Annotated in this window: 15 protein-coding genes; 2 read left to right on the top strand and 13 right to left on the bottom strand. The window is 69.8% G+C overall.

The window, feature by feature from the left end:
• Positions 1–16: 16 nt before the first annotated feature.
• The 6 genes from PA27867_RS05895 to PA27867_RS05870 are packed head-to-tail and all read right to left on the bottom strand — an operon-like array spanning position 17 to position 4454.
• Positions 17–826: an SseB family protein gene (locus PA27867_RS05895; RefSeq protein ID WP_066594382.1), complete on the bottom strand. Its 810-nt coding sequence runs from the start codon at positions 824–826 to the stop codon at positions 17–19.
• Positions 810–1556: a bifunctional 1-(5-phosphoribosyl)-5-((5-phosphoribosylamino)methylideneamino)imidazole-4-carboxamide isomerase/phosphoribosylanthranilate isomerase PriA gene (gene priA / locus PA27867_RS05890; RefSeq protein ID WP_066594380.1), complete on the bottom strand. Its 747-nt coding sequence runs from the start codon at positions 1554–1556 to the stop codon at positions 810–812. The genes PA27867_RS05895 and priA overlap by 17 nt, the downstream gene beginning before the upstream one ends.
• A 55-nt stretch (positions 1557–1611) precedes the next feature.
• On the bottom strand, positions 1612–2244 hold the full coding sequence (gene hisH / locus PA27867_RS05885; protein WP_066594379.1) for an imidazole glycerol phosphate synthase subunit HisH: 633 nt from the start codon (positions 2242–2244) through the stop codon (positions 1612–1614).
• A complete protein-coding gene (gene hisB, locus PA27867_RS05880) occupies positions 2241–2858 on the bottom strand; it encodes an imidazoleglycerol-phosphate dehydratase HisB (RefSeq protein ID WP_066594378.1) in 618 nt (205 codons plus the stop codon). Before hisB ends, hisH begins: the two co-directional genes overlap by 4 nt.
• Before the next feature lie 9 nt (positions 2859–2867).
• Positions 2868–3953 carry a histidinol-phosphate transaminase gene (locus tag PA27867_RS05875; protein ID WP_066594375.1) on the bottom strand — a complete coding sequence of 362 codons (1086 nt, stop codon included), beginning with the start codon at positions 3951–3953 and terminating at the stop codon, positions 2868–2870.
• Positions 3954–4013: 60 nt separating this feature from the next.
• Positions 4014–4454, bottom strand: a complete 441-nt coding sequence (locus PA27867_RS05870) for a LysM peptidoglycan-binding domain-containing protein (RefSeq protein ID WP_157109137.1) — start codon at positions 4452–4454, stop codon at positions 4014–4016.
• A gap of 432 nt (positions 4455–4886) precedes the next feature.
• Between PA27867_RS05870 and lexA the strand changes: the two genes are divergently transcribed.
• On the top strand, positions 4887–5510 hold the full coding sequence (gene lexA / locus PA27867_RS05865) for a transcriptional repressor LexA (RefSeq protein ID WP_236900901.1): 624 nt from the start codon (positions 4887–4889) through the stop codon (positions 5508–5510).
• Positions 5511–5594: 84 nt separating this feature from the next.
• Here lexA and metE read toward each other — a convergent pair whose 3' ends face one another.
• The 3 genes from metE to hflX all read right to left on the bottom strand — a co-directional run bounded on the left by metE (position 5595) and on the right by hflX (position 10808).
• Positions 5595–7916, bottom strand: coding sequence for a 5-methyltetrahydropteroyltriglutamate--homocysteine S-methyltransferase (gene metE / locus PA27867_RS05860; RefSeq protein WP_066594370.1), 2322 nt, complete (start codon positions 7914–7916; stop codon positions 5595–5597).
• The gene (locus PA27867_RS05855) at positions 7916–8977 is read right to left on the bottom strand and encodes a methylenetetrahydrofolate reductase (protein ID WP_084020751.1); all 1062 of its coding nucleotides are present in this window, start codon (positions 8975–8977) and stop codon (positions 7916–7918) included. The genes metE and PA27867_RS05855 overlap by 1 nt, the downstream gene beginning before the upstream one ends.
• 289 nt (positions 8978–9266) lie before the next feature.
• Positions 9267–10808 (bottom strand): GTPase HflX, encoded by a 1542-nt coding sequence (gene hflX, locus PA27867_RS05850; protein ID WP_066594369.1) that lies wholly within the window; start codon positions 10806–10808, stop codon positions 9267–9269.
• A 41-nt stretch (positions 10809–10849) separates the two neighbouring features.
• Here hflX and PA27867_RS05845 point away from each other — a divergent pair, with 41 nt between their 5' ends.
• Entirely contained in the window at positions 10850–11461 is a 612-nt protein-coding gene (locus tag PA27867_RS05845; RefSeq protein WP_066594367.1) for a class I SAM-dependent methyltransferase, read from the top strand.
• A gap of 361 nt (positions 11462–11822) precedes the next feature.
• Here PA27867_RS05845 and dapF read toward each other — a convergent pair whose 3' ends face one another.
• The 4 genes from dapF to PA27867_RS05825 are packed head-to-tail and all read right to left on the bottom strand — an operon-like array spanning position 11823 to position 15996.
• Positions 11823–12704, bottom strand: a complete 882-nt coding sequence (gene dapF / locus PA27867_RS05840; protein WP_066594364.1) for a diaminopimelate epimerase — start codon at positions 12702–12704, stop codon at positions 11823–11825.
• Positions 12705–12738: 34 nt separating this feature from the next.
• Positions 12739–13662, bottom strand: coding sequence for a tRNA (adenosine(37)-N6)-dimethylallyltransferase MiaA (gene miaA / locus PA27867_RS05835; RefSeq protein WP_066594362.1), 924 nt, complete (start codon positions 13660–13662; stop codon positions 12739–12741).
• Positions 13659–15332, bottom strand: a complete 1674-nt coding sequence (gene miaB, locus PA27867_RS05830) for a tRNA (N6-isopentenyl adenosine(37)-C2)-methylthiotransferase MiaB (protein ID WP_084020749.1) — start codon at positions 15330–15332, stop codon at positions 13659–13661. Before miaB ends, miaA begins: the two co-directional genes overlap by 4 nt.
• A 37-nt stretch (positions 15333–15369) precedes the next feature.
• Positions 15370–15996 (bottom strand): regulatory protein RecX, encoded by a 627-nt coding sequence (locus tag PA27867_RS05825; protein ID WP_084020747.1) that lies wholly within the window; start codon positions 15994–15996, stop codon positions 15370–15372.
• Between the last annotated feature and the right edge of the window lie 3 nt (positions 15997–15999).

Genomic DNA, 15999 nt, shown 5'->3' with positions numbered 1-15999 from the left:
GAGACGGGCGGGCAGGTCAGGCGGAGGCGACGAGCTGCACGCGCAGGGAGTCGACGCCCGTGGCGATCACGTCGTCGGCGGCCCAGCGGGCGGCGAGGCGGGCCAGGGTGGCGTCGAGGTCGGCGCGGCTGAGGCCGTCGACGAGCTCCAGGCGCACGATGAGTTCAGGGCCGGCCAGCCGGGCCTGGGGGTCCCCGGCGGTGAGGCTCACCGACAGCGCGGCGAGTTCGGTCGTGATGGACTCTTCGAACGCGGCGGCAACCTGGCGGCTGGCGTAGCTGGGGGTCCACGGTGCGGACTGCGCTATCGCCCAGAGCGCGGGCCGGCGCACGACGAACTCGGTGTCGGCGGTGGGGTCGAGCACCACGAGGTCGGTGTCCTCCTGCGCGGCGGCGAGGGCCACGCGGGCGGCATCGGCGGGAACCGGCCTGGCCTCGGTGTTCCAGCGGCGCATCGCGGCGGCCGAGGAGAACACCGGCAGCACGGCCCGGCCGTCCGGCCCGGCCACCGTGATGATGGACAGTTCCTGGGTCTTGTCGATCCGCAACCCGTGCTCCCCGACCACGTCGGCCTGCCCGTCGTCGGCGCCCAGAGCGGTGACCAGCGGGATGAGCAGGCGCGCCGACCTGAGGGCGTCGATCACGCCCTCCTCCCCCAGTTCCCGGGAGCGGAACCGCTGCAGCGCGTCGAGCAGCGCCGGCGGGGCCAGGCCGTCGTCGTCGCCGAAGTCGGCGTGGTCGAGCGAGCGGCCGGCCCAGGGCTGGCCGGCGGAGTCCGCCCCGCCCTCCGGCCGGCCGGTGGAGCCGAGGTTATGCGCCGGAGACATCCAGCGCCTCGGCGAGCGTGAACGCGCCCGCATACAGGGCCTTGCCCACAATGGCGCCCTCAAGGCCCAGCGGAACGAGCTCACGGAGCGCCGCGATGTCGTCCAGGCTGGCGATGCCGCCGGATGCGATCACGGGCCGGTGGGTGCGCTCCATGACCTCGCGCAGCAGTTCGATGTTCGGTCCCTTGAGGGTGCCGTCCTTGGTGACGTCGGTGACGACGTAGCGGGTGCACCCGGCTTCCTCGAGCCGCTCGAGCACCTGCCACAGGTCGCCGCCGTCCTTGGTCCAGCCGCGGGCGGCGAGGGTCGTGCCGCGCACGTCGAGCCCGACGGCGATAGCGTCGCCGTACTGCGCGATCACGCTGGCGGCCCACTCCGGGTTCTCCAGGGCGGCGGTACCCAGGTTGATGCGCTTGACACCGGTGTTCAGGGCCGCCTCGAGCGACTCGTCGTCGCGGATGCCGCCGGAGAGTTCCACGTTCACGCCGCGGAGCTGCTTGATGACCTTCTTGAGCACGCCGGTGTTGTTACCCCGCCCGAACGCTGCGTCAAGGTCGACGAGGTGGATCCACTCGGCGCCCTGGTTGGCCCAGTCGAGCGCGGCATCCATCGGGTCGCCGTAGTTGGTCTCAGTGCCGGCCTCACCCTGGGTGAGCCGCACGGCCTTGCCGTCGGCGACGTCGACGGCCGGCAGGAGGACCAGCTTCGGGGTTTTGTTGAACTCGCTCATGGTGGTGCCTTTTCATGATTGTGCGGCCGCATAGGGCGACCGGCGGGTGGGAAGACTAGTCGCGCAGCGTGCCGAGCCAGTTCGACAACAGGCGGATGCCGGCGTCGCCGCTCTTCTCGGGGTGGAACTGGGTGGCCGTCAGCGGGCCGTTCTCGACCGCGGCCAGGAACGGTGCGCCGTGGGTGGCCCAGGTGAGGCGGGGAACGGGGAAGGGCGGCATCACGTCGAGCGTCCACTCCTGGGCGGCGTAGGAGTGCACGAAGTAGAACCGCTCCTCCTCCAGGCCGCGGAAGAGCACGGAGTCGGGGTCGGGCGTGACGGTGTTCCAGCCCATGTGCGGCAGCACCGGGGCGGGCAGCGCCGTGACGGTTCCCGGCCATTCGCCGAGGCCCTCGGACTCGATGCCGCGCTCGACCCCGTGTTCGAACATGACCTGCATGCCCACGCAGATGCCCATCACCGGGCGGCCGCCGGAGAGGCGCTTGTCGATGATGTCGCCGCCGTGGGCGTCGTTGAGCGCCGTCATCACCGCGCTGAACGCGCCGACGCCGGGCACCAGCAGGCCGTCGGCCTCGAGCGCGAGCTTCCGGTCACCGGTCAGGGTGACGTCGGCGCCGGCCAGCTCGAGCGCCTTGACGGCCGAGTGCACATTGCCGGTGCCGTAGTCGAGCACGACGACGCTGGTCATAGGGCGCCCTTGGTGGACGGGATGCCGGAGACCAGCGCGTCGTACGCCTTGGCCTGGCGGAAGGCGCGGGCGAAGGCCTTGAACTCCGCTTCGGCGATGTGGTGCGGGTCGCGGCCGCCGACCACGGTGACGTGCACGGTGAGCGCGGCGTTGAAGGCGATTGCCTCGAAGACGTGCCGCACCATGGATCCGGTGAAGTGGCCTCCGATGAGGTGGAATTCGAAGCCGGCCGGCTCGCCGGTGTGCACGAGGTAGGGGCGGCCGGAGATGTCGACGACGGCCTGCACGAGCGCTTCGTCCAGCGGCACGAGAGCGTCGCCGTACCGGGAGATGCCGGACTTGTCGCCGAGGGCCTGCTTGATGGCCTGGCCGAGCACGATGCCGATGTCCTCGACGGTGTGGTGCACATCGATCTCGATGTCGCCCTTGGCGTGCACGGTGAGGTCGGTCAGCGAGTGCTTCGCGAACGCCGTGAGCAGGTGGTCGTAGAACGGCACGCTGGTGTGGATGTCGCTCACCCCGGTGCCGTCGAGGTCGATCGACAGGTCGATGCTCGATTCGCTCGTTTCGCGCTGGATGTGGGCACGGCGAGGCGAGGGCGTGACGTTGGTCATGCGCCTAGTTTATTCGGCTGCCGGGCGCAGCCGTGCGATGGCCGCCAGGAAGGCGCTGGTCTCGGCTTCTGTGCCGGCCGATACGCGCAGGTGACCGGGGATGCCGACGTCGCGGATGAGGATTCCCTCGGCGAGTAGAGCTTCGAAGGTGGCGTGCGGGTCGGTGACCCCGCCGAAGAGCACGAAGTTGCTGCCGCTGCGGAGCGGGTTGAAGCCGAGGGCGCTGAGTTCGGCCACCAGGCGGTCGCGTTGCACCCGGATGTCATCGACCATGGCGAGCATCTCGCCGGTGTGGGCGAGCGCGGCCACGGCCGCCGCCTGGGTGAGCGCGGACAGGTGGTAGGGCAGGCGGACCAGGCGGAGCGCATCCGTGACGGCCGGGTCGGCGGCGAGGTAGCCCAGGCGCACTCCCGCGAAGGCGAAGGCCTTGCTCATGGTGCGGGAGACCAGCAGGCGTTCACGCCCGGGCAGCAGGCTGAGCGCACTCTCCGTGCCGGCGGGGGCGAATTCGGCGTACGCCTCGTCGACCACGACGATGCCGTCGGTGGCGTCGTAGACCGCTTCGATCGTGGCCAGCGACAGGGGTGTTCCGGTGGGGTTGTTCGGGGAGCAGAGGAAAACGATGTCGGGCGAGGTCTCGCGCACCCAGCGCGCGGCGGTCTCCGGGGACAACTCGTAGTCGGCGTCCCGGCCGCCGGCGATCCAGCGGGTATCGGTGCCGGAGGCGAGGATCGAGTACATCGAATAGGTCGGCGCGAAGCCGAGCAGGGACCGGCCCGGTCCGCCGAAGGCCTGCAGCACCTGCTGCAGCACCTCGTTGGAGCCGTTGGCCGCCCAGATGTTGTCGCGGGTGAGGCCGTGGCCGAGGTAGCCGGCGAGGTCGTCGCGCAGCTGGGTGAACTCCCGGTCGGGGTAGCGGTTCACGGTCAGGATCGCTGCGGCGAGGGCCTGCGCGATGTCCGCGGCGACAGCCGGCGGAATCGGGTGGGTATTCTCGTTCACGTTCAGCGCCACCGGTACGTGCAACTGCGGTGCACCGTAAGGGATTTGTCCGCGGAGGTTGGCGCGCAGGGGCAGGTCGTCGAGGCTGGTCACCCGAACAAGCTTAGTTGCGCCGCGGGTGCCCTCTCCCGGCGGCTGCCGGGAGGTGTCGGCTCAGTAGCCGGCGGGGAGGGCCAGGCGCTGGCCGGGCTGCACGGCGTCGGACGGCAGCTGGTTAAGGTTGACGATGTCGGCGATCACGTCGCGCGGGTCCTGGGTGGGGGCGATGGACTCGGCCAGCTGCCAGAGCGACTGCCCGGATTCGATGGTGACGTAGTCGAACGCTGCCGCTCCGACTCCGGTCGTGCCCTCTGCGGCAGCGACGCCGCCGTTGACGGCGACGACGATGGAACCGAGCACCAGCGGCAGTGCCGCGAGGGTCGTGAAGACGATCCGGCCGCGGCGGGTGAGCCGCAGGTGGGTGCGCGGGGCGGATGCGAACTGGGTGGCGTGCTCGCGGCTGTCGCCGACGATGCTCAGCCGTGGGGCGTTCGGGCGAGAAGTGTTCGAACCTCCGGTACCCGAACCGGGCTTTAGTGCGTATGCTGCGCTCATGTCAGACCTCCTGGTAACGCATCCGGCCCTCGGCCGGGAGGGCCGGATGCGAATCTATGTTCCGAATATAACTTCGAATGTTCGAACAATCAACCCTGTTTGCGGATAATATATAGACGGATTCGGCAACACACTCGAATGCATGTCTAGAAACCGTCGCTGTTTGGCTACAGTTTCGATTGGTAGCTGTACTCAAACAGAGACCTCCGACATTGGCTCCAGCAGGCCTTCGCAGCAGCAGATCGCCGGCCGGAATCGCCAGCCGGGAAGACCCACCGGCCAGCAGGAATCATCGGCCGACCGGCCTCACCAGCCAGACCTACTCACCGCCAGACCAAGCAGAGGAGCGACAACGTGGCCCAGCAGAGCACACCTCGGGATAAAGGCACCACGCGGCGCCGCAAGACCCTGAGCGATAAACAGCGCGCCGTCATGGACGTCATCCAGCGCTCGGTGCGTGACCGCGGGTATCCGCCGAGCATGCGGGAGATCGGCGACGCCGTGGGCCTCTCGTCCCTGTCGAGCGTGACGCACCAGCTCCACCAGCTGCAGCTGAGCGGGTACCTGCGCCGCGACCCGAACCGGCCGCGCGCGCTCGAGGTGCTCATCGAGGTCCCCCAGTCCGGCGACGATGTCGTGCCCGGCGCACCCGACGACTATCAGGCCGGCATCCAGGTCGGTGACGCGGCGATGGTGCCCCTCGTCGGCCGTATCGCCGCCGGTATCCCGATCATGGCCGACCAGCAGATCGACGAGATCTTCCCGCTCCCCCGCCAGCTGGTGGGCAAGGGCGAGCTGTTCATGCTCAAGGTGGTCGGTGAGTCGATGATCGACGCCGCGATCTGCGATGGCGACTGGGTCGTCATCCGCCAGCAGAAGACGGCCGAGAACGGCGAGATCGTCGCCGCGATGCTCGACGGTGAGGCCACCGTCAAGGTGTTCCGCCAGCGCGACGGCCACACCTGGCTGCTGCCCCGGAACACCAACTTCGAGCCCATCCTGGGCGACTACGCCGAGGTCCTCGGCAAGGTCGTCGCCGTGCTCCGGTCGGTCTAGCCAGCTCCCCTGGACGAAACAGGCCGGCTCCACCACGGGGAGCCGGGCCTTTTCGTGTTCGGTGCGCTGGGTGCGCTGCCGGGATCAGACCAGCGTCGCCCGCACGGCGCGGGTGGCGTCCACGATGTTGCGGAGCGACTCGACGGTCTCCGCGTACCCGCGGGTCTTCAACCCGCAGTCGGGGTTCACCCAGACCTGGCGGGCGGGGATCGATTCGAGGGCCCGCTCGAGCAGCTCGGTGATCTCGGCCACGCCGGGTACCCGCGGCGAGTGGATGTCGTAGACGCCCGGGCCGATGCCGTGGTCGAAGCCGCTGGTCTGGATGTCCGCCACGACCTCCATCTTCGATCGCGCCGCCTCGATGCTGGTCACGTCGGCATCCAGGTTGCGGATGGCATCGATGACGACGCCGAATTCGGAGTAGCAGAGGTGGGTGTGGATCTGCGTCGCGTCGGCCACACCGGCCGTGGCCAGCCGGAACGACCCCACCGACCAGTCCAGGTAGTCCGCGTGGTCCTTCTTCTTCAGCGGCAGCAGTTCCCGGAGGGCGGGCTCGTCGACCTGCACGACCTGGATGCCCGCGGCCTCCAGGTCGCCGATCTCGTCGCGCAACGCCAGCGCCACCTGGCGGGCGGTCTCCCCCAGCGGCTGGTCGTCACGCACGAACGACCAGGCCAGGATGGTGACCGGCCCGGTGAGCATCCCCTTCACGGGCTTCTCGGTGAGGCTCTGGGTGTAGCTGGACCACTCCACCGTGATCGGCGCCGGGCGGGACACGTCGCCCCAGAGGATCGACGGGCGGGTGCACCGGCTGCCATAGGACTGCACCCATCCGTTCTCGGTGACGGTGAAGCCGTCGAGGTTCTCGGCGAAATACTGCACCATGTCGTTGCGTTCGGGTTCTCCGTGCACGAGCACGTCCAGGCCGAGGTCCTCCTGCAGCTGCACGACCCGGCCGATCTCGGCGCGCATGAGCTCCTGGTAGTCGGCGGGGGCGAGTTCACCGGAGACCAGGCGGGCGCGGGCACGGCGGATCTCCCCGGTCTGCGGGAACGACCCGATCGTCGTGGTCGGCAGCGGTGGCAGGTCGAGCACGGCCTCCTGTGCGGCGACCCGGGTCTCGTAGTCGCCGCGGCTGAAGTCGGCCGGGGTGAGCGACTCGAGCCGGGCGCGCACGGCACCGTCGCGTACCCCCGGTGACACCCGGCGTGCGGCGAGAGAAGCCGTGGCCGCGTCGAGGTCGGCCTGGATGGCCGCCCGGCCCTCGGTGAGGCCGCGGGCGAGGGTGGCGACCTGGCCGATCTTCTGGTCGGCGAAGGCGAGCCAACCGGGAAGGTCCGCGCCGAGCTTGCTCTCGTCGGTCACGTCGTGCGGCAGGTGCAGCAGGGAGGTCGAGCTGGAGACGGCGATCTTGTCGCTCAGTGCGCTGAGCCGGCCGACGGTTTCGAAGGCCGCCGCGAGGTCGCCGCGCCAGATGTTGTGGCCGTCGATCACGCCGGCGACGAGGACGGTTTCGCCCAGCCCGGCCGCGCTGGTGGGAACCGTGCCGCGCACAAGATCGAGCCCGATGGCCTCGACCGCGGAGCCGGCCAGCACGGGCAGCGCGTCATCCAGGCTGCCGTACGGTGCCGCCACGAACAGGGCTGGCCGGTTTTGGACCGCGCCGAGCACCGCGTACGCCCGTGCGAGGGCCGCCAGGGCGGCGTCCCGCGGGATGTCGATGCTCTCGCTGACGAGTCCGGGTTCGTCCAGCTGCACCCACTCGGCGCCCGCAGCGGCGAGGCGTTCGATCAGGGTGGCGTAGACGGGCAGCAGGTCGTCCAGGCGGTCGAGTGGGTGGAACCCGGCCGGAGCGTCGCTCGACGGTTTGGCGAGGAGCAGGAAGGTGACCGGGCCGACGATGACCGGGCGGGTGAGGAATCCGGCGGCCACGGCTTCGTCGAACTCGCGCACGATGCGGTCGCTGGCGAGGGAGAAGGTGGTCTCCGGGCCGATCTCCGGCACCAGGTAGTGGTAGTTGGAGTCGAACCACTTGGTCATCTCCAGCGGCAGGTTCTCTCCGGCGCCGCGCGCGAGGGTGAAGTAGCCGGCCAGGTCGAGGTGGCCGGCGGCGTCGACGAGGTCAGCGAACCGGGCGGGGATGGCGCCGACGGTCACCGCCGCATCCAGCACCTGGTCGTAGTAGGAGAAGCTCTCCGGGATCGACGAGTCGGTGCGGCCCAGGCCCAGGCTCACGAGTCGTTCCCGGGTGGTGTTGCGGAGGGCCGCGGCGGCGGCCTCGAGCTCCTCGGCGTCGATCCGGCCGGCCCAGAACGCTTCGACGGCCTTTTTGAGTTCTCGGCGGCGCCCGATTCGCGGGTAGCCGAGGATCGTTCCGGTGGGGAAGGCGGAAGCGGTGGTGGTCATCAGGAGTCCTTCGTGGGGTGGGTACCGGCAGGGGTGCCGGCAGCGGGGCTGGTGGGGGCAATGGTCGGGGGCGGGAGCTGGGATGTGGCGAGCGGTGCGGCGGGCGCGAGCGCCCCCGCCCGGTCGAGTACGGCGAGCACGGTTTCGTGCTGGTTGAAGGCGTAGAGGTGCAGGCCGGGAGCGCCGCCCGCGATGAGCTTCTTGGCCAGCGCGGCGGCATGGCTGATGCCGATCTCCCGCTGGCCTTGGGCGGTGGGCTCCACCTCGAGCTGGATGGAGAGCTCGGCGGGCAGCTCCTCGCCGGAGAGCTCGAGGATGCGCCGCAGCCGGCCCGGGCTGGTGACCGGCATGATGCCGGGCAGGATCGGGAATTCGACGCCGGCCTCCCTGGCCCGCTGGATGAAGCTCAGGTAGTGGTCGGCGTGGAAGAACAGCTGGGTGATGGCCAGGTTCGCGCCGGCGGCCTGCTTGGCCAGCAGGGTGTCGATGTCCTGGGCCGTGGAGCGCGAGCGTGGGTGCCCGTTCGGGAACGCGGCGACGGCGATACGCACATGCTCGCGTTCGGTCTTGACCGCGCGGGCCTGAGGCAGGCCGGGGATCGGGGTCTCCTGGTAGGGCACCCGTTCGGCCTGCACCCGATGGATCAGCTGCACGAGCTCGCCGGCGCTGTGCAGGTCGCCGAGGAACGCGTCACCCTCGGTCGATCCCGCCGGCGGGTCCCCGCGCAGGGCGAGGAAGCTGCGCACGCCGGCGTCGAGGAACTCGCGGATCAGGCTGCTGGCCTGGGCATGTGACGACCCCACGCAGGTCAGGTGCGCCATCGGGTCCACCCGGGTTGCCGTGCGGATGTAGCGCAGTACGTCGAGGGACGAGGTGCGGGAGGAGCCGCTGGCGCCGTAGGTCACCGAGATGAACTCGGGGCCGGCCGCGGCCAGGGTGTCGATGGTGGAGTGCAGGGCCGTCGTGGCGGCATCCGTCTTGGGCGGGTACAACTCGAACGAGAACGGGGTGGAGGGCGGACAGGCAGGGTCTGCACCTGTGGACGCAACGGCTGCGCTCATGGTTCCTCATTCGGCATGGTCGGTACAACTCGAAGGGCCGGGCGGCCGCGGACCGCCGGCGTGACAAACAGGCGGTCGATCGCGGGCGGGTGCCGGGCTCGGCTGTCGCTCCATGCCGGGCGGATGGTGCTCCCGGCAACGAATGAGATGACTCTAACAACGGGTCTCAGCGGCGCGCATCCGCATAGCCGAATGTTACGTTCGCGGCCATAATGGGGCCATTAAACGCCGAGAGGCGGCCCTCGCGTCTCCGGGGAGACACGGGGCCGCCTGGCGGGCGGAACGGGTACTAGGCGGTGACGGCCGGTGCCACCACGAAGGGCGTGAACTGGGCCTCGATGCCGGGCGAGACGAGCGCCGTCACGAGCGTGCCGGTCTCGGCGTAGTCCAGCGCGAGCACCTTGCCCTGGCCGTGCAGGATCGGGATGAGGTCACCTCGGTCATAGGGAATGAGCAGGTCGAGCCGGATTTCCGGGCGGGGAAGCATGGTCTCGACGGCCGTGAGCACAGCGTCGATACCCTCGCCGGAGCGCGCCGAGACGAAGATCGCCTGTGGGGAGAGTCCGCGCAGCACGAGGCGGTCGTCGTCGCTGACCAGGTCGCTCTTGTTGAACACGACCAGCTCGGGGATGGCGCTGGCGCCGACCTCACCGATGACCTCGCGCACCGTGGCCAGCTGGCTGGCCGGGTCGGGGTGTGAAGCGTCGACGACGTGGATGATGACGTCGGAGTCCGCGACCTCCTCGAGGGTGGAGCGGAATGCCTCCACCAACTGGTGCGGCAGGTTGCGCACGAAACCGACGGTGTCGGTGAAGGTGTACAGCCGGCCGTCCGCGGTGCTGGACTTGCGCACCGTGGCGTCCAGGGTGGCGAACAAGGAGTTCTCGACGAGCACCCCGGCCTTGGTGATGCGGTTGAGCAGGCTGGACTTGCCGGCGTTGGTGTACCCGACGATGGCCACGGAGGGCACCGCGTTGCGCTTGCGGTTGGCCCGCTTGGCCTCGCGGGCGGGCTTCATCTCGATCATCTGCTTGCGCAGCCGGGACATCCTCGTGTGGATGCGGCGACGGTCGAGTTCGATCTTCGTCTCACCGGGTCCGCGCGAGCCCATGCCGGCTCCGGTGCCACCGACCTGGCCACCGGCCTGGCGGGACATCGAGTCGCCCCAACCGCGGAGGCGGGGAAGCAGGTAGGCGAGCTGGGCGAGTTCGACCTGCGCCTTGCCCTCCCGGCTCTTGGCGTGCTGGCTGAAGATGTCGAGGATCACGGCGGTGCGGTCGATGACCTTCACCTTGACCACGTCTTCGAGGGCACGCCGCTGGCTGGGCGCGAGTTCGGAGTCGGCGATCACGGTGTCGGCGCCGAGCGCGGCCACGATGGATGCCAGTTCGAGCGCCTTGCCCTTACCGAGATACGTGCTGGGGTCGGGGGTGGCACGGCGCTGCAACAGGCCGTCGAGCACGGTGGCGCCGGCGGTCTCGGCCAGGGCGGCGAGTTCGCGCATGGAATTCTCGGCGTCGAGCAGGCTGCGGGCGGAGTAGACGCCGATCAGCACCACGTTTTCGAGGCGCAGCTGGCGGTATTCGACCTCGGTGACATCCTGGAGTTCGGTGGAGAGCCCACCGACACGGCGCAGGGCGTTGCGGTCTTCACGCTCGGTCTGTTCGCCGTCGTGGTCGCCGCCGTCGAAGCCGCCGTCGGCCGGGCGGGCCTGCAGGGCCTGCGCCGATCCGCTGGCGAAGAGGGAGTAGCCGGACGAACGGCTCTCGGCGCTGGCCAGCACGCGCGCAACTACATCGTCATCGTCGTGTGGAGCGGTTGATTCAGTCATTGCTTTAACTCTAGTTCCTCTTCTTTCGATAAGTTCGTTGTATGGCTTCCGAACACTATTTCTCGTCGGCTCCGGGCAGCGACCTGAAATTGCGGCAGATCACCGTGAAGATCGCCGGTGCAATCCGCGAGGTCACGACCGCGAACGCGATCTTCTCCCCCGAACACATCGACACCGGCACCAAGGTGCTGATGCGTGAGGCTCCCGAACCTTCCGGCGGCGGCGACATCCTGGACCTCGGCTGCGGCTGGGGCCCGATCAGCCTGCACCTGGCCCTCGCCGATCCCTCGGCCACGGTCTGGGCCGTGGACGTCAACGAGCGAGCCCTCGAACTGGTGCGGTTGAACGCCACCAACTTGGGGCTCACCAACATCAACGCCGTGTTGCCCGCGGATGTTCCCGAGTCGGTGTCGTTCGCCGGCATCTGGTCGAATCCGCCCATCCGGGTGGGCAAGGCCGAGCTGCACGCCATGCTCAGCCACTGGCTGCCCCGCCTGACCCCGGGTACGGATGCCTGGCTCGTCGTGCAGCGCAACCTGGGCTCGGACTCGCTGCAGCGCTGGCTCGCCGACGAGTTCCCCGACACCCTCGAGGTCTCCCGCTACGCGATGGACAAGGGCTTCCGCATCCTGCGCACCCACAAGCCCGCGTGACTCCCCCGCGAGCCCGCCCCGCGAGGTCGAGCCCTCGTGACGTGCCTGCACGTCGCGCCCCCGTCGCCGGTCGAGCCTGTCGACTTGTGCTGAGCTTGTCGAAGTAAACCACTCGACGTGCCTCGAGATCCGCGCACCAGGTCTCGACAAGCTCGACCAACGCAATGGGTGCGTTCCGCAGGTCAGCCCGCCGAATCTCCTCAGGCAGTGCACTTCCGCCGACCACCCGAGCGCGAAGCGCCACCGGGTCTCGACAAGCTCGACCAACGTCCGACAAGCTCGACCAACGTCCGACAAGCTCGACCAACGTCCGACAAGCTCGACCGACGGAATGGGTGCGTTCCGCAAGCCGGGCCGCGGGTTAACCGAGGTGCAGGGTGCCGTCGAAGACGAGTTCGGCGGGGCCGGAGAGCGAGACGTGCTCGCCGTCCTCGGTGGGGAACATGCGCACGCCCAGCACACCGCCGGGGACCTCAACACGCCACTGGTTGGGGGCGCCGGCGCCGGCCCAGTGCCGGGTGGCCAGCGCGGCCGCGACGGCGCCGGTTCCGCAGGAGAGGGTTTCGCCGCTGCCGCGTTCGTGCACTCGCATCCGGATGCGGCCCACGCCGTCGACCACGAGCGGGTCGTGCGGCAGGACGAACTCCACATTGGCACCGTCGGCAGGCTCGGGGTCGAGCTGCGGAATGAAGGTGAGGTCGGCGCTCTCGAGCTCGTCGGCGTCGGCGAGAGCCACGACGACGTGCGGGTTGCCCACGTTGATGCCGAGGCCCGGCCGGGCCACCGCGAGGTTCTTGGCCCGCACGAGGGTCTCCCCCGGCTCCAGCCGCCAGCGGCCCAGGTCCACCTGGTAGCCCGTGGCGTTGCGCTGCAGGTCACGCACGCCGCTGCGCGTGCCGATGGGCAGGGTCTCCCCGGGTCCCAGCTCGACGAGGCCCTGCTCGAGCAGGAAGCGGGTGTAGACGCGGATGCCGTTGCCGCACATCTCCGAGACTGTGCCGTCGGCGTTCCAGTAGTCCATGAACCACTCGGCGGTGTCGTCCTCGGCCAGCGCCGCGGCGCCCGCCGCGAGGTTGGCCGAGCGCACGGCGCGGATGATGCCGTCGGCTCCCACGCCGAAGCGGCGGTCACAGATGCCCTGGATCTGTTCCGGCGTGAGGTCGAGGGTTCCGTCCGGATCCGCGATGAGCACGAAGTCGTTGCCGGTGCCGTGGCCCTTGGTGAAGTGGAGATCGATGCTCATCTGATCAGTTTAGGGACTCGGGCGGGCGGGGCCGTCAGAGCACGGGCAGGTGGCGCGCGGCCTGGTCGACCCGGTCGGCGTCGTCGGCGTCGATCCAGTGCGTGTGCGGGTCGCGCTTGAACCAGCTCACCTGGCGCCGGGCGTAGCGCCGGGTGAGCTGCTGGGTGGCTTCCACGGCCTCGGGTTGGCTGAGGGTGCCGCCCAGCTGGCCGAGGGCCTGGGCGTAGCCGATGGCTCGGCTGGCCGTTATGCCGGTTTCCAGCCCGGCGGGCAGCAAGCCGCGCACCTCGTCGACGAGGCCGGCGGCCCACATCCGCTCGACCCGGGCGTCCAGTCGGGGTGTGAGCACTTCCCGGGGCAGGCGGAGGCCGAGGGTGACGGCCGGCATCCAGTAGGCCGGGTCGCCGGGCAGCACGGCCGCCTGCGGTGCACCGGTGAGTTCGACGACCTCGAGGGCGCGCACCAGCCGGCGGCCATTGCTGGCGCCGATGCGGGCGGCCGAGCCGGGGTCCACGGCCTTCAATCGTTCGTACATCATGCCGGGGCCCTGGGCGGTGAGTTCTGCCTCCAGACGGGCACGCAGTGCGGCATCGGTGCCGGGGAACTGGAAGTCGTAGACCACCGAGGACACGTAGAGGCCGGAGCCACCGACGAGGATGGGTACGGCGCCGCGCTCGACGATGCCGGTGATCGCTGCCCGGGCCTCGACCTGATAGCGGGCCACGGTCGCCTCGTCCGACACCTCGAGCACGTCGAGCAGGTGGTGCGGCACCCCGCGCCGTTCGGCGACGGGAAGCTTGGCGGTGCCGATGTCCATGCCCCGGTAGAGCTGCATCGCGTCGGCGTTGACGATCTCGGCCGGTCGACCGGCGTTCTGCAGCCGTTCGGCAAGGTCGAGGGACAGGTCGGACTTGCCGGTACCCGTTGGGCCGACGATGACGACGAGCACGCGGCTCAGCGTTCCGCGTCGTCGACCGGGTAGATCGGGATGGTCGTGGCGCCGCCGTGCTGGTTGAGGTTGCTGAGGTTGAGGCCGGTGCCGGCCGGGCCGCCGACCCGCAGGGTGGGCAGGCCGAGGGACACGGCACCGCCCGTGGAGCCGGCCGGGGTGGGCACTCCGCAGGACTCGGCCTGCTCGCGGTCCCAGGCATCCCCGGCGATGGTGCGGCGGATGCGCAGCGGCGCGCCGTCGAGGGGGTCAGCGATGAGGTGGAACGGCGCGGCCTGCGTGACCGTGACGGTGACCATGTCGCCGGGGCGGGGCAGGTCGGAGCCGGCGGGCACATCGAAGTGCACCAGGCGGCTGTCGGGTGCGCGCCCGCTCAGCCGGTGGGTGTCGGAGTCCTTGCGGCCCTCACCGTTGGCGACGAGCAGTTCGACCTCACGGCCGACCACCTTGCTGTTCTCCTCCCAGGAGATGCGTTCCTGCAGGGCGATCAGCCGCTCGTAGCGGTCCTGCACCACGGCCTTGGGCACCTGGTCGGCCATGGTGGCGGCCGGCGTGCCCGGGCGGATCGAGTACTGGAAGGTGAAGGCTGTGGCGAACCGGGATTCTTCGACGACCCGCATGGTCTCGAGGAAGTCCTCCTCGGTTTCGCCGGGGAAGCCGACGATGATGTCGGTGCTGATCGCCGCGTCCGGCATCTGAGCGCGCACGCGCTCGAGGATGCCGAGGAACTTGGTGGAGCGGTAGGAGCGGCGCATGGCCTTGAGCACCCGGTCGGAGCCCGACTGCAGCGGCATGTGCAGCTGCGGCATCACGGCGGGGGTGTCGGCCATGGCGTCGATGACGTCGTCGGTGAACGCGGCAGGGTGCGGACTGGTGAAACGGATGCGCTCCAACCCCTGGATCTGGCCGGCCGCGCGCAGCAGCTTGCCGAAGGCCAGACGGTCGCCGAACTCGACGCCGTAGGAGTTCACGTTCTGGCCGAGCAGGGTCACCTCGATGGCGCCGTCGTCGACCAGTGCCTGGATTTCGGCGAGGATCTCGCCGGGGCGGCGGTCCTTCTCCTTGCCGCGGAGGGCCGGGACGATGCAGAAGGTGCAGGTGTTGTTGCAGCCGACCGAGATGGACACCCAGCCGCTGTAGCTGGAGTCGCGCTTGGTGGGCAGGGTAGACGGGAAGGTCTCCAGGGACTCGAGGATCTCGAGCTGCGCCTCGCCGTTGTGCCGGGCCCGTTCGAGCAGGCTGGGCAGCGACCCCATGTTGTGGGTTCCGAACACCACGTCGACCCAGGGGGCCTTGGCCAGGATGGTGGCCTTGTCTTTCTGGGCCAGGCAGCCACCGACGGCGATCTGCATGCCCGCGTGCTTGCGCTTGACCGAGGCGAGGTAGCCGAGGTTGCCGTAGAGCTTGTTGTCGGCGTTCTCCCGCACGGCGCAGGTGTTGATCACCACGATGTCGGCCTCGGCGCCGGCCGCGGACACGTACCCGGCGGCCTCGAGCGAGCCGCTCAGCCGTTCGGAGTCATGCACGTTCATCTGGCAGCCGAAGGTACGCACCTCGTAGGTGCGCGCCCGGCCGGCGTCGTCCCTCGCCGCCGACGACGGAGCGATGACTGTCGTCGTGTGCGGCGACGGGTCGAGGGACGACGGGGTGGCCAGGGATGGTGCGGTGACGCTGCTCATAGTTCCCTCAGCTTACGCTTGCGCGCGGCCGGCCGAATCAGCGGAAGCGCACCGTTGAGGCCCGGCCGGAACCACGCCGGGACGCCAGGGCGGCCTTGACGGCGTCGCGCACGACGGACGAGGCGTAGCCCTTGCGCATCAGGAAGCCGGTGAGCCTGCGATCGATGGTGGCGTCGTCGAAGCGGTCCAGCTGCGTCACGCGCTTGAGCGCGAGCTCAGTGGCACGTTCCGCCTCGTCATCGGGCATCTCCTCGAGCTTCTCGGCGATCAGCTCGGCGCCCAGCCCACGCTGGCGCATTTCGGCCGAGACGCCGCTGCGCCCCAGCCCCTTGCGCTCGTGGTGGCTGTGCATGATCTGGTCGGCGAGCTTCTCGTCATCGAGGTAGTGCAGTTCGGTGAACCGCTCCAGCATCTCCTGCACGGCCTCTTCGTCGATGTCGGTGGAGCGCAGCAGCTTCTCCGCCTCGACGACCGACAATGACCGTCCGCGCAGCCGCTGCAGGAGCAGCTTTTCGGCGTGGTCGCGCTCGTCGGCCGCATCGTCCGCGGCGGCATCCGCCTCATCGTTGGGGCTGGCGCCCGGCAGGTACGTCACCGGGGCCAGGCCGTCACGATCGGAGGCGCGACCCGCGGAGCGCTCAGGTGAGGCTTCGAAGTGCACCATGGT

It is taken from the genome of Cryobacterium arcticum, assembly GCF_001679725.1.
GTDB classification, from domain to species: Bacteria; Actinomycetota; Actinomycetes; order Actinomycetales; family Microbacteriaceae; genus Cryobacterium; species Cryobacterium arcticum_A.
This window is presented reverse-complemented; position numbering and strand designations above follow the sequence as displayed.

Excerpts from the sequence above, each read along its gene's own strand:
- metE (WP_066594370.1), bottom strand. The coding sequence starts at position 7,916 with ATGACCACCACCGCTTCCGCCTTCCCCACCGGAACGATCCTCGGCTAC.
- hisH (WP_066594379.1), bottom strand. The coding sequence starts at position 2,244 with ATGACCAGCGTCGTCGTGCTCGACTACGGCACCGGCAATGTGCACTCG.
- miaB (WP_084020749.1), bottom strand. The coding sequence starts at position 15,332 with ATGAGCAGCGTCACCGCACCATCCCTGGCCACCCCGTCGTCCCTCGAC.
- dapF (WP_066594364.1), bottom strand. The coding sequence starts at position 12,704 with ATGAGCATCGATCTCCACTTCACCAAGGGCCACGGCACCGGCAACGAC.
- PA27867_RS05895 (WP_066594382.1), bottom strand. The coding sequence starts at position 826 with ATGTCTCCGGCGCATAACCTCGGCTCCACCGGCCGGCCGGAGGGCGGG.
- priA (WP_066594380.1), bottom strand. The coding sequence starts at position 1,556 with ATGAGCGAGTTCAACAAAACCCCGAAGCTGGTCCTCCTGCCGGCCGTC.
- PA27867_RS05870 (WP_157109137.1), bottom strand. The coding sequence starts at position 4,454 with ATGAGCGCAGCATACGCACTAAAGCCCGGTTCGGGTACCGGAGGTTCG.
- hisB (WP_066594378.1), bottom strand. The coding sequence starts at position 2,858 with ATGACCAACGTCACGCCCTCGCCTCGCCGTGCCCACATCCAGCGCGAA.
- PA27867_RS05845 (WP_066594367.1), top strand. The coding sequence starts at position 10,850 with ATGGCTTCCGAACACTATTTCTCGTCGGCTCCGGGCAGCGACCTGAAA.
- PA27867_RS05855 (WP_084020751.1), bottom strand. The coding sequence starts at position 8,977 with ATGAGCGCAGCCGTTGCGTCCACAGGTGCAGACCCTGCCTGTCCGCCC.
- PA27867_RS05825 (WP_084020747.1), bottom strand. The coding sequence starts at position 15,996 with ATGGTGCACTTCGAAGCCTCACCTGAGCGCTCCGCGGGTCGCGCCTCC.
- lexA (WP_236900901.1), top strand. The coding sequence starts at position 4,887 with ATGGACGTCATCCAGCGCTCGGTGCGTGACCGCGGGTATCCGCCGAGC.
- hflX (WP_066594369.1), bottom strand. The coding sequence starts at position 10,808 with ATGACTGAATCAACCGCTCCACACGACGATGACGATGTAGTTGCGCGC.